The sequence below is a fragment of the Saccharopolyspora galaxeae genome, assembly GCF_016526145.1.
In the GTDB taxonomy this organism is placed as follows: Bacteria; Actinomycetota; Actinomycetes; order Mycobacteriales; family Pseudonocardiaceae; genus Saccharopolyspora_C; species Saccharopolyspora_C galaxeae.
Map to the genome: position 1 here is coordinate 1 of NZ_JADDUE010000005.1, position 24,089 is coordinate 24,089.

The 24,089-nt window shown below is 70.8% G+C and carries 20 protein-coding genes; 9 read left to right on the forward strand and 11 right to left on the reverse strand.

The window, feature by feature from the left end; genetic code table 11:
- Nucleotides 1-122 precede the first annotated feature (122 nt).
- The 5 genes from INP57_RS12790 to INP57_RS12810 are packed head-to-tail and all read right to left on the reverse strand — an operon-like array spanning nt 123 to nt 4,078.
- Nucleotides 123-404 carry an HPr family phosphocarrier protein gene (locus INP57_RS12790; RefSeq protein WP_200070416.1) on the reverse strand — a complete coding sequence of 94 codons (282 nt, stop codon included), beginning with the start codon at nt 402-404 and terminating at the stop codon, nt 123-125.
- A gap of 59 nt (nt 405-463) precedes the next feature.
- Nucleotides 464-1,927 (reverse strand): PTS fructose transporter subunit IIC, encoded by a 1,464-nt coding sequence (locus tag INP57_RS12795; RefSeq protein ID WP_200070417.1) that lies wholly within the window; start codon nt 1,925-1,927, stop codon nt 464-466.
- A complete protein-coding gene (locus tag INP57_RS12800; RefSeq protein ID WP_200070418.1) occupies nt 1,924-2,379 on the reverse strand; it encodes a PTS sugar transporter subunit IIA in 456 nt (151 codons plus the stop codon). The genes INP57_RS12795 and INP57_RS12800 overlap by 4 nt, the downstream gene beginning before the upstream one ends.
- The gene (locus INP57_RS12805; RefSeq protein ID WP_200070419.1) at nt 2,376-3,323 is read right to left on the reverse strand and encodes a 1-phosphofructokinase family hexose kinase; all 948 of its coding nucleotides are present in this window, start codon (nt 3,321-3,323) and stop codon (nt 2,376-2,378) included. Before INP57_RS12805 ends, INP57_RS12800 begins: the two co-directional genes overlap by 4 nt.
- Nucleotides 3,320-4,078 (reverse strand): DeoR/GlpR family DNA-binding transcription regulator, encoded by a 759-nt coding sequence (locus INP57_RS12810; RefSeq protein ID WP_200070420.1) that lies wholly within the window; start codon nt 4,076-4,078, stop codon nt 3,320-3,322. The genes INP57_RS12805 and INP57_RS12810 overlap by 4 nt, the downstream gene beginning before the upstream one ends.
- A 326-nt stretch (nt 4,079-4,404) precedes the next feature.
- On the opposite strand from INP57_RS12810, the gene INP57_RS12815 reads away from it, so the two are divergent.
- On the forward strand, nt 4,405-8,874 hold the full coding sequence (locus INP57_RS12815; protein ID WP_233627500.1) for an RHS repeat-associated core domain-containing protein: 4,470 nt from the start codon (nt 4,405-4,407) through the stop codon (nt 8,872-8,874).
- A gap of 29 nt (nt 8,875-8,903) precedes the next feature.
- Entirely contained in the window at nt 8,904-9,371 is a 468-nt protein-coding gene (locus tag INP57_RS12820) for a hypothetical protein (protein ID WP_200070421.1), read from the forward strand.
- A 331-nt stretch (nt 9,372-9,702) separates the two neighbouring features.
- Here the strand turns inward: INP57_RS12820 and INP57_RS12825 are convergent, their stop codons facing one another.
- The gene (locus INP57_RS12825) at nt 9,703-10,539 is read right to left on the reverse strand and encodes an SAM-dependent methyltransferase (RefSeq protein ID WP_307850047.1); all 837 of its coding nucleotides are present in this window, start codon (nt 10,537-10,539) and stop codon (nt 9,703-9,705) included.
- A gap of 196 nt (nt 10,540-10,735) precedes the next feature.
- Between INP57_RS12825 and INP57_RS12830 the strand changes: the two genes are divergently transcribed.
- From INP57_RS12830 to INP57_RS12850, 5 genes are all read left to right on the forward strand, one after another.
- A complete protein-coding gene (locus tag INP57_RS12830; protein WP_200070423.1) occupies nt 10,736-12,229 on the forward strand; it encodes a diguanylate cyclase in 1,494 nt (497 codons plus the stop codon).
- 70 nt (nt 12,230-12,299) lie between these two features.
- On the forward strand, nt 12,300-13,142 hold the full coding sequence (locus tag INP57_RS12835) for an aldo/keto reductase (RefSeq protein WP_307850048.1): 843 nt from the start codon (nt 12,300-12,302) through the stop codon (nt 13,140-13,142).
- Nucleotides 13,143-13,265: 123 nt separating this feature from the next.
- Nucleotides 13,266-13,961, forward strand: a complete 696-nt coding sequence (locus INP57_RS12840) for a type 1 glutamine amidotransferase domain-containing protein (protein WP_200070424.1) — start codon at nt 13,266-13,268, stop codon at nt 13,959-13,961.
- 154 nt (nt 13,962-14,115) lie between these two features.
- On the forward strand, nt 14,116-15,501 hold the full coding sequence (locus INP57_RS12845) for a cytochrome ubiquinol oxidase subunit I (protein WP_307850049.1): 1,386 nt from the start codon (nt 14,116-14,118) through the stop codon (nt 15,499-15,501).
- Nucleotides 15,498-16,505 (forward strand): cytochrome d ubiquinol oxidase subunit II, encoded by a 1,008-nt coding sequence (locus INP57_RS12850; RefSeq protein WP_200070425.1) that lies wholly within the window; start codon nt 15,498-15,500, stop codon nt 16,503-16,505. Before INP57_RS12845 ends, INP57_RS12850 begins: the two co-directional genes overlap by 4 nt.
- 4 nt (nt 16,506-16,509) lie before the next feature.
- Here the strand turns inward: INP57_RS12850 and INP57_RS12855 are convergent, their stop codons facing one another.
- The 5 genes from INP57_RS12855 to INP57_RS12875 form a co-directional block, all read right to left on the reverse strand.
- Nucleotides 16,510-17,058, reverse strand: a complete 549-nt coding sequence (locus INP57_RS12855; RefSeq protein WP_200070426.1) for a TetR/AcrR family transcriptional regulator — start codon at nt 17,056-17,058, stop codon at nt 16,510-16,512.
- Nucleotides 17,059-17,178: 120 nt separating this feature from the next.
- Entirely contained in the window at nt 17,179-18,222 is a 1,044-nt protein-coding gene (locus tag INP57_RS12860; protein ID WP_200070427.1) for an SDR family NAD(P)-dependent oxidoreductase, read from the reverse strand.
- 200 nt (nt 18,223-18,422) lie between these two features.
- Complete coding sequence (locus INP57_RS12865; RefSeq protein WP_200070428.1) at nt 18,423-19,718, reverse strand: dihydrolipoamide acetyltransferase family protein; 1,296 nt, start codon at nt 19,716-19,718, stop codon at nt 18,423-18,425.
- Nucleotides 19,715-20,680: an alpha-ketoacid dehydrogenase subunit beta gene (locus tag INP57_RS12870; RefSeq protein WP_200070774.1), complete on the reverse strand. Its 966-nt coding sequence runs from the start codon at nt 20,678-20,680 to the stop codon at nt 19,715-19,717. Before INP57_RS12870 ends, INP57_RS12865 begins: the two co-directional genes overlap by 4 nt.
- Nucleotides 20,681-20,721: 41 nt before the next feature.
- Complete coding sequence (locus tag INP57_RS12875; RefSeq protein ID WP_200070429.1) at nt 20,722-21,792, reverse strand: thiamine pyrophosphate-dependent enzyme; 1,071 nt, start codon at nt 21,790-21,792, stop codon at nt 20,722-20,724.
- Nucleotides 21,793-21,908: 116 nt separating this feature from the next.
- Here INP57_RS12875 and INP57_RS12880 point away from each other — a divergent pair, with 116 nt between their 5' ends.
- Together INP57_RS12880 and INP57_RS12885 are read left to right on the forward strand one after the other, a co-directional pair.
- Complete coding sequence (locus tag INP57_RS12880; protein WP_200070430.1) at nt 21,909-22,409, forward strand: Lrp/AsnC family transcriptional regulator; 501 nt, start codon at nt 21,909-21,911, stop codon at nt 22,407-22,409.
- 86 nt (nt 22,410-22,495) lie between these two features.
- A complete protein-coding gene (locus INP57_RS12885) occupies nt 22,496-24,037 on the forward strand; it encodes a GMC family oxidoreductase (RefSeq protein ID WP_200070431.1) in 1,542 nt (513 codons plus the stop codon).
- Nucleotides 24,038-24,089: the final 52 nt, after the last annotated feature.

Genomic DNA, 24,089 nt, shown 5'->3' on the forward strand with positions numbered 1-24,089 from the left:
CACACAAGGACCTCCATCGTTCGGTGCGTGATGTGGTGATCCACACCGAACCTGGGGGTCCTTCCTATTCCAAGATCATCCAACCGCATGTTCCAAATTCACAACCTCCCGAGGCACTACACCTAGGTGGCCGCGGGTTCCTCGTCGAGGTCCCGTTCGAGCAGCGCGACCAGCTCGTCGAGCGCTTCGGCGCTTTCCGAGCTCAGCTCCACCTGCTCGCCCTGCCGGGCGCCGAGCGTCATCAAGCCGAGCACGCTGCTCGCGTCGACCGGGTCGCCGGGACGATCATCGGTGACCTTCGCGATGGTCACCGCGGCGGGCTGCCCGGCAGCGGCCGAAGCCAGCAGGGCGGCGGGCCGGGCGTGCAGGCCGACCGCGGCGGCGATCGTGGCGCGACGATTCATGGAAATGCCTCTCAGTCCGTCGGTGCGAAAACCCTCGAGCTGCTTCCCGCGCAGCGAATTCAGGCTGCGACGGCGGTTTCGGCGGCGCCGGTCCGCTCGGTCCGGCGGAGCCGCTTGGCCAGCAGCACCGCCCCTGCCGCGACCACGACGCCCGCGACGATCGCACCCAGGTACGGCAACAGGTGTCCGGCGAGCGGCAGCACGAACACCCCGCCGTGCGGGGCGCGCAACGTGGCACCTGCAGCCATCGACAGCGCACCCGTGGTGGCCGAGCCGAGCACGACCGGCGGGATCACGCGCAGCGGGTCGCCCGCCGCGAACGGGATCGCGCCTTCGGTGATGAACGATGCGCCCAGCAACCACGCCGTTCGACCGGCGTTGCGCTCGGCCGCGGTGAACAGCTTCGCGCGCACCGCAGAGGCCAGCGCCAGCGCCAACGGCGGCACCATCCCCGCAGCCATCGCCGCGGCCATGACCTCCAGCGAGGTCTCGCTGGCGATGCTCAGCCCGCCGACGGCGAAGGTGTAGGCGACCTTGTTGACCGGCCCGCCCATGTCGAACGCGATCATCGCGCCCAGCAGCGCCCCGAACAGCGCGGCGTTCGCCCCGGACAGGCCGCTGAGCCAGCCGGTCAGCCCGCTCATCGCCGCGGCGATCGGCTTGCCGACCAGCACGAACATGATCACGCCGACCAGCAGCGAGCCCAGCAGCGGCAACACCACCACCGGCATGATCCCGGCGACCGCCCGCGGCACCGGAATCCGCACCAGCGCGGCGACCACGGCACCGGCCAGCAGGCCCGCGACGAGCCCGCCGAGGAACCCGGCGCCGACGGTCACCGCGACCGCGCCGCCGACGAAACCGGGCGCGATCGCCGGGCGGTCGGCCATCGCGAAGGCGATGAAGCCGGCGAGCACCGGCACCAGGAAGTCGAACGCCTGCTGACCGATCTGGTTGGCCAGTGCCGCCCAGCTCTGCGCGCTGGCCGCGTCGAAGTGCTCGGTGACCGGTGGTGCCTCGGTGATCTGGTAGCCGCCGAGCGCGTAGCTCAGCGCGATGAGCAGTCCGCCCGCGGCCACGAACGGCAGCATGTAGCTCACGCCGGTCATCAGCCATTGGCGCAGCCGTGCGGCCGGACCTGCGCCCGCCTGCACCTTGCTGCCCAGTTCGGCTGCTCCGGAATCGTCCGGCGCCGCCGCTTCGGCGGCTTCGGGCTTGTGCTCGGCTGCCGTACCTGCGCGTTCGAGCAGACCCGCGGCGTCGTTGATGGCCTGCTTGACGCCGGCTTCGACGATCGGCTTTCCCGCGAAGCGCTCGCGGTCCCGCACGCCGACGTCAGCAGCGAAGATCACCGCGTCCGCCGCCCGCACGTCGGCCTCGGAAAGCGGGCTCGACCCGGCCGAGCCTTGCGTCTCCACCCGGATCTCGGCGCCTGCGTCCTTCGCCGCCTGCTCCAGGGCTTCGGCCGCCATGTAGGTGTGCGCGATTCCGGTGGGGCAGGCGGTGACGGCCACGAACTTCACGGCGAGACCTCCTGGCGCACGTACTGCGCCAGCGCCGCCGGATCGTCGGCCCGGCGCAGCGCCGTGGTGAACTCCTCGCGCACCAGCCGCCGGGCGAGCGCGGCGAGCACGGTCATGTGCTCCTCCCCGCCGCCTTCCGGCGCGGCGATGAGGAAGATCAGCGTCGCCGGGCCGTCGTCGGCGCCGAAATCGACCCCCGCGGTGCTGCGGGCGAACACCAGCGTCGGCTCGGTCACCGCGGCCGAGCGGCAGTGCGGGATGCCGATGCCGCCTTCCAGCCCGGTCGCCATCTGCTCCTCCCGGGCCCGCACATCGGCCAGGAACCGTTCGAGGTCGGTGATCCGCCCGGCGTCGACGGCCCGCTGCGCCATCGAGCGCACGGCCGCGCGCCGGTCGTCGGCCGCGAGGTCGAGGTCGACCAGGCCGGGCGTGATCAGTTCGGTGGGGGTCATGCCGCCGCTCCAGTGAGGCTCAACGTCTCGTCCACTTCGTGCACCCGCACCCGTGCCGTGCGCACCTGGTGCGGGGCGGGCATCCGGGAGCCCGCCAGCCCGACCGCGGCGGTGCCGTAGGCGACCGCCGCGCGCAGGGCCGCGGGCCCGGATCCCCCCGCTCGCAGGAAACCCGCGAGCGTCGCGTCTCCCGCTCCGACGGTGCTGAGCACCGCCGGAACCGCCCGGCTCGTCGCGTGCCAGGCTCCGCCGCGCTCCGCCAGGAGCGCCCCGTGCTCGCCGAGGCTGACCAGGACCGCCCGCACCCCGCACGCCCGGATCTCGCCAGCGGCGTCGAGCACGTCGCCGAGCCGCGGCAGCGGTCTGCCGACGTGCCCGGACAGTTCCTGCAGGTTCGGCTTGATCAGGTCCGGCCCGGCCGCGCAGGCAGCGGTCAGCGCCGCGCCGGAAGCGTCGACTGCCACGCGCGTGCCCGCGGCGCGCCCGGCGGCCACAAGCCGCGCGTGCAGGTCGTCCGCGCCGCCCGCGGGCAGGCTCCCGCAGGTGACCAGCCAATCCGCCGTTTCGGCGAGTTCGGCGGAACGCGCTTCGAGCGCGGCTTGTTCGGTCCCGGTCAGTTCCGGGCCGGGCTCGTTGAACTTGCTCGTGGTCCCGTCGGCTTCGACGACGGCGAGGTTGCTGCGGATCGACCGCGCGATCGGCACCTCGGCCACCGGGACGCCTTCGGACGTGAGCAGTTCGGCCAGCTCGGCGCCCTCGGCACCGCCGGTGGGCAGCACGGCCACGGTGCGGCTGCCCGCCGCCGCCAGCGCCCGGGCCACGTTCACGCCCTTGCCGCCCGGGTCCAGGCGCGCGGCACCGGTGTGGTGGATCGTGCCCGGAACCAGCCGGTCCACCGCGACGGTGCGGTCCAGGCTCGGGTTCGGGGTGACGGTGACGATCATGCCGGGACCACTTCGGTCTCCGCGGCGAGTTCGGCGCGGGCCTCGGCGTCCAACGCCTCATCGCTCACCACGGCGTCCATCTCGCAGATCCGGGCGAAGCGGCTGAACTGGTCGTCGCCGTACTTGCTGTGGTCGGCCAGCAGCACGCGCCTGCGGCTGGCCGCGACCATCGCCGCCTTCACCGCCGCTTCGGCGGTGTCCGGCGTGGTGCATCCGCGGTGGGCGGAGAAGCCGTTGGTGCCGAAGAACCCGACGTCCACGGTCAGCCCCGCCAGCACGTCCAGCGCCCACGACTCGACCGAGGCCAACGTGGTGCCTCGGATGCGCCCGCCGAGCATGTGCAGCGTGCAGTTGGTCCGGTTGGCGAGCTGGGTGGCCACCGGCAGCGAGTTCGTCACGACGGTGTATTCGCGATCGCTGGGCAGCAGCCCGGCCAGCCTGCCGGTGGTGGTACCCGCGTCGAGCAGCAGCGTGCCGCGCTGCGGCAGCAGGTCGACCGCGGCGCGGGCGATGCGTTCCTTCTCCGCGGCGTTGGTCTTGTCGCGCTGGGTCACGCCCGGTTCGAAGTCGATGCGGCCCACGGGGATGGCTCCGCCGTAGACGCGGCGCACCAGCCCCTGCCGTTCGAGCGCGCCGAGGTCGCGCCGGATCGTCTCCGGTGCGACCTCGAGCTCGGCCGCCGCGGCCATGACGTCGATGCGCCCGTCGCGCCGCGCCCGCTGCGCCAGCAGCTGCTGCCGCTCGGCCCCGTACATGCCCGTTTTCCTCCGCTTCAAGATTTGTTGTTGCCTGATTGTGCCCTGTGTCGACATGTTGTCAAGGCTGCGCGGATGATCGACCACTCGGAGGCGGCACCTCGCGGCCGGCATCGGTTCGGTTACGTCGCTGCGGTCGTGGATCGCGGGATTTCCGTTCGGCCTCGGCGGGTCCGGGTGGTGTCGTAGACTCGCGATGATCTGTCGTGATCACGGGTGCAGTCGCGTGCGAGCGCTTGCTCAATGCGCTTTGTTCGTGCCTGTTGCCGTTGGCCGGATCGTCTGTGCGCGCCGTCTCGGCGTGGGTTCGTGTGGTGGGGGTTGCGATGGCGGATTTTCCGGAGCACTTGTTCTCGCTGGGCGGGTCGCCGGAGGCGATCGCGGGTTCGGCCCGCCGGTATGACCGTTTCGGCGAGTCCGCCGCGCACGCGGCCGAGCGGATCACCGGCATGGACACCGGCCAGTTCCAGGGTCCGGAGGCGGAGCAGTTCCGGGAGAAGATCGATTCGGAGTTGCCGCCGGACCTGCGGGTGACCGGCACGGCCTTCAGCCAGGTCGGCACGGCGCTGAACACCTTCTCGTCGCGGTTGTCGGAGCTGCAGGGCAAGATGCGACCGCTAGCGCATCAGGCGCCTGGCTTGTGGGAGCAGCTCAAGGCCAGCGAGGGTCGTGTGGAGCGGGCGGAGTCGGCCGACCGTGCTCATGCCCAGGCGGAGCGGGAGAAGGCGGCTCATGCTCCGGCCGGGCAGGCTCCGCCGCCGGGCCCTGCGTATGAGTCGGATACCGGGGACGCCTCGGCGGCGTTGTCGTCGGCGCGGGCGGCGTGGCAGGACTGCGTGGACAAGGCCAACGGCCTGCGCACCGAGATGACCGCCGCCGCCCGCGAGTGCACCAACCGCATCAACGACGCCAAAGGCATGCGGTTCAAAGAACCCCCGGCCAGCTACGACCTCATTGGGCAGGGGCAGGACTTCATCCGCGAGAACAAGGATGTGCTCAAGGAGATCTCCTCGGCGCTGAAAGTCGTCTCGGGCGCGCTCGCGGTCGTCGGTCTGGTGTTGCAGGCGATCCCGGTGGTCGGCAACGCCGTCGGCGGCGCCTTCCTCATCGCCGCCGGCATCACCGGCGGCGCCGCGTTGGCCATCGACGCCGGTATCTACGCCGCCACCGGCGAAGGCAGCCTCACCTCGATCCTCGTCGACACCGCATTAACCGTCATCCCGTTCGGACGAGTCGCGAAACTCGGCAGCAAAGCCATCGGGGGCTTGTCGAAGGCCGCCAAGGGCCTGCGCGGCACCAAACACGCGGGTGATGCGGCGGGGTTGTCGAAGACGACCCGGGAGATGCCGCTGTGCAAGGACCCGATCGACATCGACAGCGGCCGCATGGTGATGACCCAGACCGATGTCGAACTCGGCGGGCTGCTGCCGCTGATCCTGCGCCGCACCCATCTGTCGTCGTATCGGATCGGGCTCGCGTTCGGCCCCAGCTGGGCGTCCACTTTGGACCAGCGGCTCGAGGTCGACGCCGAGGGCGTGTACTTCGCTTCCGAAGACGGGCTCGCCCTGTGCTACCCGGACCCGATGCCCGGTGTGGAGGTCTACCCGGCCGAGGGCCCGCGCTGGCCGCTGACCCGCACCGACGACGGCGGCTACACGATCACCGACGTGCCCCTGGGCCAGCAGCTGCACTTCACCCAGCACGACACCCACTGGCCGCTCACGGCGATCACCGACCGCAACGGCCACCGCATCGACTTTCACCACGACGACACCGGATTACCCACCGAGATCGAGCACAGTGGTGGCTACCGCATCCGGATCGAGACCACCAACCGCCTGGTGACCGCGCTGTACCTGTGCGACGCCGACAACGGTGCGGACGTGGCCCTGATGCGCTACCGCTACCACGGCGAGCGGCTCACCGAAGTCATCAACGCCTCCGGCCAACCGTTGACGCTCGACTACGACGACGCCGGGCGCATCACGGGTTGGAGGGACCGCAACGACTGCTGGTACCGCTACACCTACGACGCCGAGGGCAGGTGCGTGCGCACCGACGGCTCCGGCGGTTCGCTGTCGGCGACCTTCCACTACGACCTCGACAACGCGATCACCCACGTCACCGACTCCCTCGGCCACACCACCGCCTACCACCTCGACGACGACGGCCAAGTCGTCCGCGAAATCGACCCACACGGCGCCGAAACCCACTCCGAATGGGACCAACACCGCCGCCTCCTCTCCCGCACCGACCCGCTGGGCCGCACCACCAGCTACGAGTACGACGAGGACGGCAACCTCACCACGGTTCGCAGGCCGGACGATGGCCAGGTCCGGTTGGATTACAACGAGCTACGTCAGCCGATGACCGTGGCTGCCCCGGATGGCACGGTCTCGCACCGGGAGTACGACGCCCGCGGCAACCTCGTGCGCACTGTGGATCCGGCGGGCGCGGCCACGACGTACGACTACGACGAGCGAGGGCGCCTGCTTCGCGTCACCGACGCGCTGGGCAACACCCGCCGCGTCGACACCGATGCCGCGGGCTTGCCGACCGCGATCACCGACCCGCTCGGCGCCACGACGCGCTATGAGCGGGACGCGTTCGGTCGAGTCACCGCGCTGTCGGACCCGGTCGGCGGGGTGACCCGCCTGGGCTGGACCGTTGATGGCAAACCCGCCTGGCGCACCCTGCCGGACGGGGCGACCGAGCGGTGGCTCTACGACGGCGAAGGCAACCTGCACACCCACGTCGACGCTCTCGGGCAACGCACCAGCACCGAGGTGACCCATTTCGACCTGCCCGCGGCCGAAGTCCGCCCCGACGGCACGCGCTTGGCGTTCGGCTACGACACCGAACTACGCCTGACCAACGTCACCAACGAGCAGGGCTTGGTGTGGCGCTACGACTACGACGTGGTCGGGAACTTGGCGCGGGAAACCGACTTCAACGGCCGCGTTCTCACCTACCGCCACAACGCGGCAGGCCAGCTCGTCGAGCGCACCAACGGCGCAGGCGAGACCACCACCTTCACCCGGGACCTGCTGGGCCAGGTCACCGAACGCCGCAACAGCGATGCCGTCGCCACCTTCTGCTACGACCAAGCCGGACGACTGCGCGAAGCCACCAACCCGCACGCGCGGGTGCTCTTCGACCGCGACCCGCTGGGCCGGGTGCTGGCCGAAACCATCAACGACCGCACCCTGACCTCCACCTATGACGCGCTGGGCCGCCGCACCCGGCGAGTGACTCCGTCCGGCGCGGCAAGCGACTGGGACTACGACGCGAACGGCAACCCGACCGCGCTGCACACCGCAGGCCGCACCCTCCACTTCGAACACGACGCAGCCGGGCGGGAAGTTCAGCGTTCGCTCGGCGACGACGCGGTTTTGACCCAGCAGTGGGATGGCAATCACCAGCTCACCTCGCAGGCCCTCACCGGGCGCGGCGGGCGACGCATCCAGCAGCGCGCCTACAGCTATCGCGCCGACGGGTTCCTCTCCCGCATCGAGGACCAGCTTGGCGGTACCCGTACCTTCGGCTTGGACCAGGTCGGGCGCGTGACGGCGGTGCAGGGCTCCGGCTGGACCGAGCGCTACGCCTACGACGCAGCAGGCAACATCACCGAAGGAACCTGGCCAGCTCCCACCGACTCGCCCGACTCCGAAGCACTCGGAGACCGCGAGTACAACGGCACCCTCATCCGCCGCGCGGGCAAAGTCCGCTACGAGCACGACGCCCAAGGCCGCATGACCCTGCGCCAGCAAAAACGCCTCTCCGAAAAACCCGCCACCTGGCACTACACCTGGGACACCGACGACCGCATGACCGGCGTCACCACCCCCGACGGCACCCGCTGGCACTACCACTACGACCCACTCGGCCGCCGCATCGCCAAGCAACACCTCGGCCCAAACGACGACGTCATCGAACGCATCGACTTCACCTGGGACGGACCCGCCCTCGCCGAACAAACCCACAAAACACGGCACAACGAAGCAAGGAACACGGTCTGGGAGTACGAGCCCGGTAGTTTTCGCCCCCTAACTCAGCATCATCGCTCCCCGCTTCGCGAAGCACCCCAGCAGTGGATCGACGAGCATTTCCACGCGATAGTCACAGACGTGGTCGGATCCCCGTCAGAATTGGTGGACGACAAGGGTGCGGTAGCGTGGTTCCACAGGACGACGCTTTGGGGAGAACCACTCGATGAAGATGGCGGTGGTGTCACGATGCCACTGCGGTTCCCCGGCCAGTACGCAGATCGGGAAACAGCCTTCAACTACAACTACCAGCGTCACTACAGTCCCGCTTTGGGCAGGTATGCGAGCTCGGACCCGTTGGGGCTTGCGCCAGGACCGAACCCGTATCGATATGTGTTCAATCCAAACTCGGAAATCGACCCTCTTGGATTGACGCCATGCGGACTCAAGTACGTTACCTACATCAAGTCGAATCCGACAACCGGCGCAGTGTACTCCGGTCGCGCACGCGGTACTGGCGCTCCCGAGGACATCGTTGCGGCGCGGGACGCCGGGCACCACATGGATGAGCATGGATTCGGTCCGGCGCAGCTGGACAAGTTCGCCGATGCGAATTTGCCGTTCGTGCAGCGGCACCAGGACTTGGCATACCAGATGATCAGGGGCAGGGAGCAGAATCTCATCGACTTCTTCGGTGGTGCGCAATCAGCAGGAGGGACGTCCGGGAATGCGATCCGCGGGATCGCCGAGGACAACCCGCTGCGGCAAACTTTCATGGACGCTGCGAGAGGTCAATGGGGCTTGCAGTAAACTAGGGACATCGACATTACTTGATTGGGGTGAGCATGAAGCGAATATCATTCTCGCCGGGTAAGCTTTTTGAAGTTCCGGCCGGTGATGACGACCACGCCTTCGGCCTGATGCTGGAGAAATCGCCGTACTGGGCCTTCTATAACAGGCAGGCCAATTTTGATGAGGCTGGACGCCCTACCGATGACCCGATGTTCATCGTTGCAGTGGCGAAGTCGGCATACTCCTCCGGCAAGTGGGGCGAGCCGATCCGGCAGCTGCCCAACCAGGCCCTTCCGCCGATACCTCGATTTTTTCGACAGGATCCAATATCAGGCAATTGCGATATATTCGACCCGTCCGGAGGATCGGATGAGGGGACGTCGGCGACCCCGGAAGACTGTATCGGACTCGAGCGTTATGCAGTTTGGTCCGCGGAACATGTGGTCTCACGGATAGCTGATACTTACGCAGGCCGCCCCAATTCGTTTGCCGAATCGATGCGGGTGAAGTTCTGACGCTTCCCGCAAAAACGAGCAATTCCGTTTCTTTCCGGAACGCCGCGAGAGCCTCCGGGGGCAGCATACGCATACCGCGAGATTTCGTTACATTCCGATAAGAACAGCAGAGGGCTGGTATTGCCAGCGACGGAACCGACCTGCGGATATCCGATACGGCGGCTCGTGCTGGGCCGGGTGGGCGGCGACAGCCGTCGGAACCGTCGCGGGACTGGCCCGGTCGCGGATCCGACTGGAGTCCTATCGTGCTCATCGCCGACGATCCAGTGCGTTGCTTCCAGCGTTAGGTACCGGACCACCCCACCACACCAACCGCCGAGCGCCGCGTCGCTCAGGGTTTCCGGCCGATGGCGCCGATGTGCAGGGCGTGTGCCGGGTTCTGCGGGTCCGGGAAGTCCTCGTCCGGTCGCCATTGGTTGTTCGGCACCAGGCCGGGTTCGATCAGTTCGAGGCCGTCGAAGTAGTGCAACTGCTGCTCGCGGGTGCGGAAGCAGTTCGAGCCCATGCCGCCTTCGGCGAACGCGCGGGCCAGGTCGCGGGCGTGCGGCTCGCCGGTGTCGCAGGTGTTCGAGGCCATCAGGTAGCCGCCCGAGGGCAGCCGGTCGCGGATGCGGGCGGCGACGCCGTCCGGGTCCTCCTCGGCTTCGAGGTGCATGAGGATTCCGCCGAGCAGCACTGCGAACGGCTGGTCGGGGTCGATCAGCCGACGGGTCTCGGGGTCGTCGAAGATCGCATCCGGGTCGCGCAGGTCCGCCTGGATGAGACCGGTGGTCTCGTCGGCGGGCAGCAACGCGCGCCCGTGCGCGAGCACGATCGGGTCGTTGTCGGTGTAGAGCACCCGGACTTCCGGATCGATGCGCTGCGCGACCTCGTGCACGTTGCCCGCGGTGGGCAGGCCGGAGCCGATGTCGACGAGCTGGCGGACGCCGGCCTCACCGACCAGGTACCGCACCGCCCGGCGCAGGAACGCGCGGTTGGCCTTCGCCAGCAGCGGTGTCTCCGGGACCGCCTCGAGCATCGTCCGGCACGACTGCCGATCCGCCTCGTAGTGGTCCTTCCCGCCGAGCAGGTAGTCGTAGACCCGCGCGATCGAAGGAACGCTCGTGTCGATCTGCGACGGGACCGGCGCCCGCCCGCTGGAAAGCCGGGAAAAGACCGGGTCGCTCACGTCCACCACCTGTTGCTCGTACCGCGGGCAGAGTGTCGATCATAGAACGGATCACCGCGCCGTCTCGACACTGCGTGCCACATCGCCCGAAATGCCGAGAACGACCGCCGGCGAGCAATTCGCTACCGCTCGCAGCCGGTGCCCCGGGTCGCGAGCCACCTATCCTTGGACCAGCCGCGACGCGGGGGGTCGACAGGTGAGCAGCTGCCAGGACGAACCCGAGGATCCGCTGCTGGCAGGGGTCGTTCCCGCAGCGGAGCGGCGGATCTGGCTGTTGCTGGACGCCGGCCGCTTCGAGGAGGCCGAAGCCGCGTTCGACCGGATCCCGGCCGCGCCGGACGAGGCCGGATACGCCCCGGCCGTGGTCCTGGTGAACCGGGCGCTGCTGGCCGCGCGGCTGGACCGCATCCCGCGGACGATCCAGCTGGCCGCCGAAGGGTGGTCCCGGCTCGACATGGAAAGCGCAGACGACGCGAGCTCGGCGCACGCGGTCGGGATGCTCGGTTATCTGCTGGCGTCGGTGGGCAGCCACGATTCCGCGGTGGCGATGGGCACCTCGGCGGTGCGGCTCGCCCGCCGCTGCGGTGATCCCGACACCTTGGCGCACTGCCTGCTGCGCGAGGCGGGCACGCGGCTGGCCGGGTTGATCGACGACCCCGACGCCACCCGCGCCGATTTCACCGCGGTGCAGGCGCTCTGCGAGGAATCGCTGTCGCTGGCCTCGCCGAGCCAGACCCGCCGCCGGGCGCTGACCGCGAGCGCGCGGGTGCTGGCCAGCTTGGACTCCCTGGAGGAGGCCGAGAGCCGCGCCACGCGAGCACTCGAGCTCAGCCGCCGGACGGAGGACTACTACACGCTGTCGTTCGCGAACCGCGTCCTCGTGGAGGTCCGCAAGCGCCAGGGACGCCTGCACGAAGCCAGGGCCTTCGCCGACCGGGCAGTGGACGCGGTGCAGCGCACTCGCGAATACCGGCTGTTCCGCCGGTTCTCGTGGCAGCTGGCGACGCTGCGCCGGGAGCTGGACGACCCGGCAGGCGAGGCCGCCGCGCTGCACCGCATGATCGGGGCCGGGCGCACGACCGTGCGCGCCTTGCACGAGGGTCTCGGGCAGGCGCTGGAACAGCGCCACCTGTCCATGCGGGAGCAGCGGCGCGAAGAGGCCGCGCGGAAGGCGGCCGACCGCGACCCGCTGACCGGCCTGCTCAACCGCCGGGGCCTGGAGCACCGCGCGACGGTGCTGTTCGACCGGGCCGGGGGAACCGTCGTGCCGTGGCTGGTGCTGATCGACGTCGACCACTTCAAGGACATCAACGACCGCGCGGGACATGCCGCGGGCGATCGGACGCTGCAGGAGATGAGCAGGCTGCTGCGGCGCGAATGCCGCGATCAGGACCTGGTGTGCAGGTGGGCGGGTGACGAGTTCGTCGTGCTGGCCGTCGACAGCCGCGCGGCGGGCTGCCCACCGGCAGGTGCGGCCGCGGCGGAACGGATCCGGCGCCGCGTCGGCGAACACGACTGGCGCGGTGTTCTCGGCGACAGCGCGGCCGGTGCGGAGGTGACCGTGAGCATCGGCGTGGCTTCCGCGGCAGGCGCGCTGCCAGACCTCGTGCAAGCTGCCGACAACGCGCTGTACCGAGCGAAGCGGGAAGGCCGGAACCGCATCGGCACCGCCGCGCGATCCGCGGGCTGACGCCGCGGTTTGCCGCCCGCGGCGGCGTGGGTAGCGTCGGCGCGGAACCTGCGGGAAGGAGGTCCGGGCCGTGTCCGCAACCCCGACGATCGCGCTGCCCTCCGGCGAGGTGATCCCGGCGCTGGGCCAGGGCACCTGGGGCTGGGCCGAGCGCCCCGAGCGCCGCGAAGGCGAGATCGATGCGCTGCACGCCGGAATCGACCTGGGCATGACGCTGGTCGACACCGCGGAGATGTACGGCGACGGCGCGGCCGAGGAACTGCTCGGTTCGGCACTCGGCGTCCGCCGCGACGAGGTCTTCCTCGTCGACAAGGTGCTGCCGCAGCACGCCACGAAGCAGGGCGTGATCGACGCCTGCGAGCGGAGCCTGCGGCGGCTGCGAACCGACCGCATCGACCTGTACCTGCTGCACTGGCGCGGCCGGACACCGCTGGAAGAAACGCTGGAGGCGTTCGCCGAGCTGGTGCGGTCCGGCCGGATCCGGTATTGGGGCGTGAGCAACTTCGACCCCGAGGACATGTCCGAGCTCGCCCGCACCCGCGGCGGCGAAGGCGTCGGCACCGACCAGGTGCTCTACAACCTCACCCGCCGCGGCGTCGAGTACGACCTGCTGCCGTGGTGCAGGCAGCGCGAGTTGCCGGTGATGGCCTACTCCCCGATCGAACAGGGCCGGATGCTGGATTCGCCCGCGCTGCGGCAGGTGGCCGAGCGCCACGACGCGAGCCCCGCGCAGATCGGGCTGGCCTGGCTGCTGCGCAACGAGGGCGTCTGCGCCATCCCGCGCGCGAGCAGCCGGGCGCACGTGCAGGAGAACCACGCGGCGCTGCGGTTGCGGCTGTCCGAACAGGACTTCGCCGAACTCGACGAGGCGTTCCCGCCGCCGACGAGCCCGCAGCCGCTCGAAGTGCTCTGAGAACCCGAACCGGCTCTCCGCGACGGGTTTGCACCACCCGGCGCTGGGGAATGTTCGCGCGCGGAAAGCACTCGCCGATCAGTACCGGCGAGGCGACGACCGAACTTGAACGAGGACTCCAACATGGCCAACACCAACCGGGTACTGATCATCGTCACGAGCGTCGGCGAGTACGAGAAGGCCGGATTCCGCACCGGGCTGTGGCTCGGCGAGCTCACCCACTTCTACGACGTGGTCGAACAGGCCGGATACGAACCCGTCATCGCCAGCATCGCGGGCGGACATGTGCCCATCGACCCGGAAAGCCTGTCCCACGACGTGCTCGGCGAGCTGGGCACCGACCGGCGCTACGCCGACCGGCAGTTCATGGACCAGCTGCGCGAGACCAGGTCCGTGGCCGAGGTCGACCCGGCCCACTACGACGCGATCTATCTCACCGGCGGCCACGGGGTGATGTTCGACTTCGCCCAGAGCGACCGGCTGGCCGGGCTGCTGCGGGAGTTCCACGAGTCCGGCAAGGTCGTCTCCGCGGTCTGCCACGGCCCGTGCGGGCTGCTCGGCGCGCAGCTTTCCGACGGGCGGTACCTGGTCGACGGCAAGGACGTCACCGGCTTCTCATGGCCGGAGGAAGAACTGGCGCAACGCGACCGGGCCGTGCCCTACAGCCTGCAGGACGAGCTCAAGCAGCGGGGCGCCGAGTATTCGACGGCCGAGCAGCCCTTCGCCACGTACGTTCGCGAGGACGACCGGTTGATCACCGGCCAGAACCCCGGTAGCGCCAAGGCCGTCGCCGAGGCCGTGGTCGCCAAGCTGCGCTGACCGCGGTCGCATCGGCGCCGCGCGAGTTAGTCGATCCCCGCCGCGGGACACCCTCGGCACGGGAGCGGCCGTGCTGCCCGGCCGCCGCCGGAAGGAGGGGGATGGGCGGGTTCAGCGAACGCCGGCGACGCTTCCGGCGGTGCGGGGTGCGTCCGTGAGCGCGGCGGAGGCCGTGAGCGCGGCGGTGCCGGGCACCCCGGCGCAGGCCGCGGTCCTCGCGGTGGCGCACTCCCCCGCCGATCTGGCCGCGGCCCGCACGCAGATGGGGTTCTCGCTCGGCTGGCACATCGTGATCGCCTGCTTCGGGGTGGGGATGCCCGCGATCACGCTCATCGCCGAATGGCGCGGTCACCGCTACGACGACCCCACCTACCGCCTGCTCGCGCACCGGTGGGCCAGGGCGATGGGTGTGCTGTTCGCCGTGGGAGCGGTCTCCGGCACCATCCTGAGCTTCGAGATGGGGCTGCTGTGGCCGGGGATGATGTACACCTACGGCGAAGTCATCGGGCTGCCGTTCACCCTCGAGGGGTTCGCGTTCTTCATCGAGGCGATCTTCCTCGGGATCTACCTGTACGCGTGGGACCGGTTGCCGCCCCGCGTGCACATGCTCACCGCCGTCCCGATCTGCATCGCCGGGGTCGCCTCGGCGTTCTTCGTGGTCACCGCGAACGCCTGGATGAACCAGCCGCGCGGGTTCGACGTCGACGACGGCCGGGTCGTGCAGGTCGACCCGTGGGCGGCGATGTTCAACCCGGCCGCCTGGCCGCAGACCGTGCACATGATCATCGCCGCGTTCATGGTGGCGGGTTTCGGCATGGCCGCCGTCTACGCGGTGGCGATCCTGCGCGGCCGAAACGACCGCTACCACCGGCTGGGTTTCCGGCTGCCGTTCACCGTGGGCGCCGTGCTCGCCCCGGTGCAGATCGGAGTCGGTGACTGGGCGGCGAAGTTCCTCGCGACGAACCAGCCCGCGAAGCTCGCCGCGATCGAGGGCGTGTACCGCACGGCCAGCGGAGTCCCGCTGCACGTCGGCGGGGTCTACCGCGACGGCGAGATGCACTACGCGCTGGAGATCCCCGACGGGCTGTCGCTGCTGGCGCACTGGGATCCGGGCGCCACGATCATCGGGCTCGCGGAGTTCCCAGCGGCCGACCGCCCGCCGGTCAACATCGTGCACTGGTCGTTCCAGATCATGGTGGCGATCGGGTTCGCGTTGCTGGCGCTCGGGGTCTGGTTCGCGATCACCTGGTGGCGGCGCCGGAACCTGCCGCGTTCGAGCTGGTTCTTCGCGGGCGCGGCCCTCGCCGGGGTGGCCGCCCCGATCGCGGTGGAATCCGGGTGGATCACCACCGAGGTCGGCAGGCAGCCGTGGATCGTGTGGGGCCACATGCGCACCGAGGACGCCGTTTCGCCGGTGCCGGGTCTCGTGGTGGGGCTGCTGGCGGTGCTGGCGGTCTACCTGGTGCTCACGATCACCAGCGTGTACGTGCTGCGCAGGCTGGCGAAGGTGCCGCTGGCGCAGGACGAGGACGTGCCGTGATCCTCGCGAACCTGCTGATCGGGACGATGTGGGTGGCGCTGACCGCCTACGTCCTGCTCGGTGGCGCCGACTTCGGCGCGGGCTGGTGGGCGCTGCTGACCGGCCGGAGCCGGTACGGCTCCCGGCAGCGGGAGCTGATCGACCACTCGATCGGCCCGGTGTGGGAGGCCAACCACGTGTGGCTGATCTTCGTGATCGTGCTGTGCTGGAGCGGGTTCCCCGCGGTGTTCGCCTCCGTCTCGTCCACCATGTACATCCCGTTGACGCTGGTGGCGCTGGGCATCATCGCGCGCGGTTCCGCCTTCGCGTTCCGCAAGGCCAGCACCGCGACCGCCCAGCGGCGCGCCTACGGCTCCGTGTTCGCGCTCTCGTCGGTGCTCACGCCGTTCTTCCTGGGCACCGTCGCCGGCGGGATCGCGTCCGGGCGCGCGTCGCTGGGCATCGCGCAGGGCGACATCATCACCAGCTGGATCAACCCGACCTCGATGCTGGGCGGGGTGCTGGCGGTCGCGGCCGCCGCGTACCTGGCCGCGGTCTACCTGTGCGCGGACGCGGTGCGCGAAGGCGCCGACGACCTCGCCACCGCGTTCCGCGCGAAGGCGCTGGTGACCGCGGCGGTCACCGGAGTCGTAGCGCTCGCGGGCATCGCCGTGCTGCACGCCGACGCGCCGGTGCTCTACCGGGGACTGATCGGGCCCGGTCTGCCGATCATCATCGTCTCGGTCGTGACCGGGGTGGCCTCCTTGGCGCTGCTGCTGATCCGGCGCTACGTGGCCTGCCGGGTCGCGGCCGCGCTCGCGGTCACCGCACTGCTGTGGGGATGGGCGGTCGCGCAATATCCGCTGGTGCTGCTGCCGGACACCACGATCCGGATGGCCGCGGCGAACCCGTCGGTGCTGCTGGCGGCGCTGATCTCCTCGGCGGTGGGAGCGGTTCTGCTGGTGCCTTCGCTGCTGTGGATGTTCGTGCTGTTCCAGCGATCCCCGCGGCGGTCCCGGACCTGAGCGCTCAGGCCCGCGGAGTCAGCAGGTCCTGCAGCAAGGCGCCGTACCGGGACACCAGCTCACCGCGGTCGGCGGCCAGCAGCCGCTCGTCACCGACCACCAGCAGCCCGTACAGCAGCCCCGCCAGCAGCGATCCCGCGAGCCGGGCGCGCAGGTCCGCGTCCGGCCCGGACAACCGGGCGCGCAGCGGTTCGACGAACGTGCCTTCGTGGGTGGCCTTGAGCCGGTCGGCGATGTGCGGTTCGTTGCTGCCGCGCAGCAGCGCCACGAACACGCCGCCGGACTCGTGCTGCAGGTCCAGCAGCAGCTCGACGAACTTCTCCCCGAGCTGTTCCAGCGGCACGTCCAGCAGCGGCTCGTCGTCCAGCGTCAGGTGCATGGTCTCCAGGAACAGCAGTTCCTTGCTGCCGAAGTGGCGGATCACCAGCGCCGGGTCGGCACCGGCCGCGGCCGCGATCTCCCGCACGGTGGTCCCGGCGAATCCGCGTTCCTGGAACAACCGGGTCGCGGCCGCGTGGATCGCCGCTGGCAGCGCGGTACCGGGTCGGGGCATGTCCGCCAGGCTAGGCGATCACCGGCCGCGCACGGCCGGGAGCCGCCGCGCCCCGCATGTTGCCGAGACGAACGTCGCCGGGCCCGGACGTCGCCGCACCCGAGCGTCCGCACCCGAACGTCACTGCGCCGACCAGCCGCCGTCGGACGGCACCACCGCCCCGGAGATGTTCACCCCGTCATCGCTGAGCAGGAAGCTGATCGAGGCGGCGAGCTGCTGCGCGGTGGCGACCGACGGCATCAGCGCCACGAAATCGCGGACGCGCCCCCGCCCGAACTCGGACATCTCGCCGCTGCCGATGCCGCCGCCGATGCCGGTGGCGACGCCACCGGGCGCGACCGCGTTGACCCGCACACCCTGTGGCCCGTACATGAACGCCGCACTGCGCGTGATGCCGACGACGGCGTGCTTCGAGGCGGTGTAGGCGACGCCCGCGGCCGATCCGCGCAGCGCGGCTTCGGAGGCGACGTTGACGATCGAACCGCTCCCGGCCGCGAGCATCGCGGGCACGACCGCGCGGGTCAGCCGGAACACCCCGTCCACGTTGATCGCGAAAATCCGCTCCCAGACCTCGTCGGAGACTTCGTGGATCGGGCTGAAGTCGTCGACCACGCCCGCGACGTTGGCCAGCCCGTCGATCCGCTCGCCGGCGGCTTCCAGGATCCGCTCGGTGTGGCCGGGGTCGGTGAGGTCGGCCTGCACGGTCACCACGTCCGGCAGCTCGGCGATCTCGGCCAGCCGGTCGGCGGAGATGTCCACCGCGACCACTCGCCCGCCTTCCCTGGCCACCCGGGACGCGGTGGCCCTGCCGATGCCGGACCCGGCACCGGTGACGATCACGGTCCGGCCCTCGAAGCGGCCCGGCGTGATCCGTTCCTGCCAGGCGGGCCGGTCGTCCGGAACGTCCTCGTCCGGGATCGTGCCGCCGTTCGCACGCCGCACCAGGTCGTCTACGACGTCCTCGGGCAGGGCGCCCTGGCTGAGCTCGGCCAGCTGCCGCAACGAGAGCTGCCGGACCGGCGCCAGCGCCTGCTCGTCGAAGCCCGCCTGCGCGAGCATCTCGCGCAGCAGCACGCCGCCCTCGGGGTGGGCGAGCCACTCGTCGACCGTGCTGGCCGCCCGCACCGGCCGCGGTTCCTGCGCCGTCCCGGGTTCCTGCGCCATGTCGTCTCCTCGAGAAGTCCGGCTGCGACTGCCCCGGGCAGGTTATTGTCAACTTAGTTGACACCGGCAACCGGGGTCGGTGCGCGGGCCGCGGACGTGCCGGAACCGGCGGGCCGCTGCCCGCGATTCCCCTGGTCGGGCAGGAGGCGGCGCCTGCGGTTCCCGATCACCTGCGCAGAACGACGTGCAAAGCGAGGAACTCAGAGGTCGGCGAGCGCGGAAACGGGCGACTCGACGGCATCGGCCACGAACCGCAGGAAGCCGGCGGCGGTCCCGCCGTCGCACACGCGGTGGTCGAACACCAGCGACAGCTGAGTGATCCGCCGCGGCTCCAGCCGCCCGTCCACGACCCACGGCCGCGGCAGGATGCGCCCCATGCCGAGGATCGCCACCTCGGGGTGGTTGATGATCGCCGCGCTGCCGTCGACGCCGAACGACCCGTAGTTGTTGAGCGTGAACGACCCGCCGGTGAGCCCGGCCGAGCCGTCCTTCGCCGCGGTGGTCGCGCTGCGGATCTCCGCGTCGAGCCCGCGGGCGCTGAGCCGGTGCGCGTCGCGCACCACGGGCACCAGCAGTCCGCGATCGGTGTGCGTGGCGATGCCGAGGTTGATCCCGTCGAGCACCTGGATCTCCCCGCCTGCGACCCGCGCGTTGAGCACCGGGAAGCGGGCCAGGCCGGCGAGCGCGAACCGCGCGACGAGGGCCAGCAGGCCGGGTCCGCCCGCGTCGGCGGCGCGGTGTGCCACCAGTTCGGTCGCGTCCACGTCCACCCAGGTCGTTGCTTCCGGGATCTCCTGCCTGCTGCGGGAGAGCGCGGCGGCGATGGCTCCGCGCGTGCCGGTCAGGGGGATGCGTTCACGGATCGGCAAGCCGGTACGCGCGTCGGCTCCCGCGTCCGCCGATGCCACAGCTCCCGTGTCCGCCGATGCCACAGCGCCCGCGTCCACCGGTGCCGCAGTGCCCATGTCCGCCGATGTCGCGGCGGACTCCACATCGGACCTCGTGATCAGGCCGTTCGCACCGCTCCCGCGGATCGCGGTGAGATCGACACCGCGATCCTTGGCGAGCTTGCGCACCAGCGGGGACACGACCGCGGGCCGCTCCCCCGCCACCCGCTCGGGCGCCGGCGCGGATCGGCGGCGACGACGACGCGGCGGAGCATCGGCGGCAGGTCCGGTCCCGTACCCGATGAGGACGTTCCCGGAACCGCCGCGCTGCTCGTGCCCACCGGAGGGCGCGCCGTCGGCTTCGGACCGCGCGGTTTCCACCGTGATCAGCGGTGCGCCCACGGCGATCGTGGCGCCTTCTGCGCCGTGCAGTTCGGCGACCACCCCGGCGTAGGGCGAGGGCACCTCGACCATCGCCTTGGCGGTCTCCACCTCGGCCACCGGCGCGTCCATCGCGACCGCGCCGCCGGGTTCGACCAGCCAGCGGACCAGCTGCGCTTCGGTGAGCCCTTCCCCGAGGTCGGGCAGGGCGAAGGTGCGGGTGCTCATCGGTGATCCCATTGCAGTTCGTCGACGGTGTCCAGGACGCGCTCGGCGCCGGGCAGGTAGTGCCGTTCGAGCTTCGGCGGCGGGTACGGCACGTCGAACCCGGTGACCCGCCGGACCGGCGCTTCGAGGTGGTGGAAGCACCCCTCGGCGACCCGCGCGGCGATCTCGGAGGCCACCGAGGCGAACCCGGGCGCTTCGGCCACCACGACCGCGCGCCCGGTCCGGCGCACCTCGGCGAGCACGGTCGCGTCGTCGAACGGCACGATCGAGCGCAGGTCGACCACGCCCAGGTCGCGCCCTTCCGCGGCGGCCATCTCGGCGGCGCCGAGCGCGACCGGCACGGACGGGCCGTAGGCGATCAGCGTGGCGTCCGCGCCGGGCCTGCGCACCACCGCCCGGCCGATCGGCGGCACCTCGCGCGTGGTGTCTACCTGCTCGGTGCTGAAGTAGTGCTTCTTCGGCTCGAGGAAGACGACCGGGTCCGGATGCTCGATCGCCGCCCGCAGCAGCCCGTAAGCGTCCGCGTTGGACGAAGGCGCCACCACGGTGAGTCCCGGGGTGTGCGCGTAGTACGCCTCGGACGAGTCGCAGTGGTGCTCGACCCCGCCGATGCCTCCGGCGTAGGGCACGCGCACCACCACGGGCAGCCGGACGCGTCCGCGCGTGCGGTTCGCCATCTTCGCCAAGTGGCTGGTGATCTGCTCGAACGCGGGGTAGGCGAACGCGTCGAACTGCATCTCCACGACCGGGCGCAGCCCGTTCATCGCCATCCCGATCGCGAGCCCGGCGATGCCCGCCTCGGCCAGCGGCGTGTCGAAGCAGCGCTGTTCGCCGAACGTCGCGGTCAGCCCGTCGGTCACCCGGAAGACCCCGCCGAGCGGGCCGACGTCCTCGCCGAACACGACCACCGAATCGTCGGCGGTCATCGCATCGCGCAGTGCCGTGTTGAGCGCCCGGGCCATGGACAGCTGTGTCTCCGCGCCCGGGATCGCAGTCGTCGCGGTCACCGGTTCTCCTCCTGTGCAGCCAGTTCCGCTTGCAACACCGCGGCCTGCGCGGTCACGTCGGGTGTGGGCCTCGCGTGCACGTGGGCGAACAGCTCGGCCGGGTCGACCGGGGAGTCCGCCGCCAGTGCGGTGCGGACGCGCTCTGCCTCGGCCTCGGCCGCCTCGGCGATTTCGGCGTCGGCCCGGTCGTCGAGCACCCCTTCGGCGCGCAAGTGCGCGCCCAGCCGGATCAGCGGGTCCCGCGGTTGCCACTCCGAGACCTCCGCATCGGCGCGGTACCGCGCCGCATCGTCGGCGTTGGTGTGCGCTTCGAGGCGGTAGGTGTCGGCCTCGACGAGCGTCGGGCCCGCACCGGCCGCGGCTCGCTCGACCGCCTCCTGCAGCACCACCGAAAGCGCCGCGGCGTCGTTGCCGTCCACCAGCACGCCCGGCATCCCGTAACCGACGCCCTTGTCCGCCAGCGAAGGCGCCACCGACTGCCGCGCCAGCGGAACTGAGATCGCGTACTTGTTGTTCTGCACCAGGAACACGACCGGCGCCCGCAGCACCGCGGCGAAGTTGAGCGCCTCGTGGAAATCGCCCTCGCTGGTCGCCCCGTCCCCGCACAACGCCATGACCACGGTGTCCTCGCCCTTGAGCCGCGCGGCGTGCGCCACGCCGACCGCGTGCGGCAGCTGCGTGGCCAACGGTGTCGCCTGCGGAGCCACCCGGTGCCGCAGCGGGTCGTAACCGCAATGCCAGTCGCCCGCCAGCAGCGTCAGGACTTCGACCGCGTCCACACCGCGGGCGGCGGCCGCGACCGAGTCGCGGTAGGTCGGGAACAACCAGTCGCCCGGGCGCAGCGCACCGGCCGCGACGACCTGGCAGGCTTCCTGGCCGCGCGAAGACGGGTAAACCGCGAGCCTGCCCTGGCGGACCAAGGCACCGGCCAGTTCGTTGAGCCGCCTGCCCAGCACCATCGCGCGGTAGTGCTCCAGCAGCGATTCCGCCGGTGGCAGCGAATGGCGCTGGTCCTCGACCACCGCTCCGTCCGCCGCCAGCAGCCGGATCGGCCCATCCCGCGTCATGCGCACCTCCGCGTCGAACAGATCTCCCTGGATTGTGCGCAGCACTGCTATGTTCTGCCCACAAGTGCGTCGATTTCGCAGACACAGTGCCGAAAAAGCACTTCGGGAGGAGTCAGATGTCCAGCAACGGCAGCACTCCGGAAGGCGCGGGCGGACAGATTGCTCCGGGCCTGGACGAACTCGATCAGAACATCCTGCGCGAGCTCAGCCGCGACGGCCGGATGGCGGTGCGGATGCTGGCCCAGCGGTTGAACATCTCGCGCGCGAACGCCTACACCCGACTGGAACGGCTCAAGCGATCCGGCGTGCTGACCGGTTTCACCGCGGTGATCGACCCCGCGCGAGCGGGACTGTCCACATCGGCCTACGTCACCCTCACCGTGCGGCAGAACTCCTGGCGCGACCTGACGCAGCACCTGCGGCGCATCCCGGAGGTCCGGCACATGGCGCTGGTCGGCGGGGAATTCGACGTGATGCTGCTGGTGCACACGACCGACAACGAACACCTCCGGCGCGTGGTGCTCGAACAGCTGCCGAGCCTGCCCGGTGTGCGCGGCACGCGCACCCACTTGATCTTCGACGACATCCGCAACGATCCCGCCGACAGCGGCGGCTGAGGTGCCCGGCCGCTCTTGACCTGACACCGCGCGCGCCGCACGCTTCCGGACACCGGCCGCGCCTGCGCCGGAGTGCGGAGGTTCGCATGGGCTGGGATCTGATCGTCGTCGGCGCCGGTTCTTCGGGCGCACCGCTCGCGACGCGTTGCGCGCAGCGGGGCAAGCGGGTGCTGCTGCTGGAAGCGGGATCGGACTACCGCTCGGCCGAGATGCCCGAGGCCTGGCGCTCCCCCAACCCGGGCCGGGCGTTGCTGGATCCCGCGGCGGCCGCGCACCTGCTGTGGGCGGGTCTCGACGCGACTCGCACGGACGAGCAGCCGCCTGCGCCGTACTGGCGCGGCAAGGGCGCGGGCGGGAGTTCCGCGGTCAACGGCCAGATCGCGATCCGCCCGCCGCTGGAGGACTTCGACGACTGGGCCCTCGCGGGCTGGTCGCGCGACGACGTGCTGCCGTACTTCGTGAAGCTGGAGGACGACGAGGCTTACGGCCACCTCCCCTACCACGGCCGTGGTGGCCCGACGCCCATCTACCGGACGCCGGACCACGAGTGGGGTGCGGTCGACGCCGCGCTGTGCCGATCGGCGCTGGACGCCGGGTACCCGTGGTCCGAGAACGTCAACGCGCCGGGCGCCACCGGGGTCTCGCCCTACCCGATCAATTCGCGTTCCGGGCGACGGGTTTCGGTCAACGACGCATATCTGGAAGCGAACCGGGACGGTGGCGGGCTCACGGTGCGCGGCGATGCGCTGGTCGAGCGCTTGGTCTTCGCCGGGGAACGGGCCGTCGGGGTCGAGGCGCGCATCGACGGGCGAGCGGTCACCGAGTACGCCGACGAGATCGTGCTCAGCGCCGGAGCGATCCACTCGCCCGCGATCCTGCTGCGTTCCGGGATCGGTCCCGGTGCCGAGCTGCGGGCGCTGGGCGTCGAGGTGCGCGCGGACCTGCCGGTCGGGCGCGGGCTGCAGGACCATCCGCTGGCGCTCGTCGAGATCCCGCTGACCGCCGAGGCCACCACCACGGACCCGGACGCCCGGCACACCAACGTCTGCGTGCGCTACGCCAGCTCGCCGACGGCGAGCAACGACATGCTGCTGACCGCCATGAACCGCAACGTGCTGTCGATGGCCGAAGCCGACACCGGCGCCGGAGCGGGCGCGTTCGGAGTGTGGGTCAACCAGTGCCGTTCCCGCGGCTTGCTGCGGCTGACCTCGCTCGATCCGGAGGCGCAGCCGCAGGTGCAGGAGCGGATGCTTTCCGATGAGCGGGACCTCGCGCGGATGCGCGACGGGCTGCGCGCGCTGGTCGAGCTGGCGCGCGCCCCGGCCACCGCGAAGATCACCAGGGACTCGCCGGATTCGCACCACAGCGCCTTGTTCGCCGCGCTCGACGACGACCGCGCACTGGATCGGTACCTGCTGAGCACGGTCGCCGACGCGCAGCACGCCACGAGCACCTGCCGGATGGGCGGTGCCGGTGACCGCGACGCGGTGGTCGACACGGACTGCCGCGTGCTCGGGTTCGATGGCTTGCGGGTGATCGACGCGTCGATCTTCCCGTCGGTGCCGCGGGCCAACACGAACCTGGCCGCGATCATGGCCGGTGAACTCATGGCCGACCGCCTGCGCTGAGCCGGAACTTCGCAGCGACACTTACCGTCGTCCGCCGGGTCGCTCCCCCGGA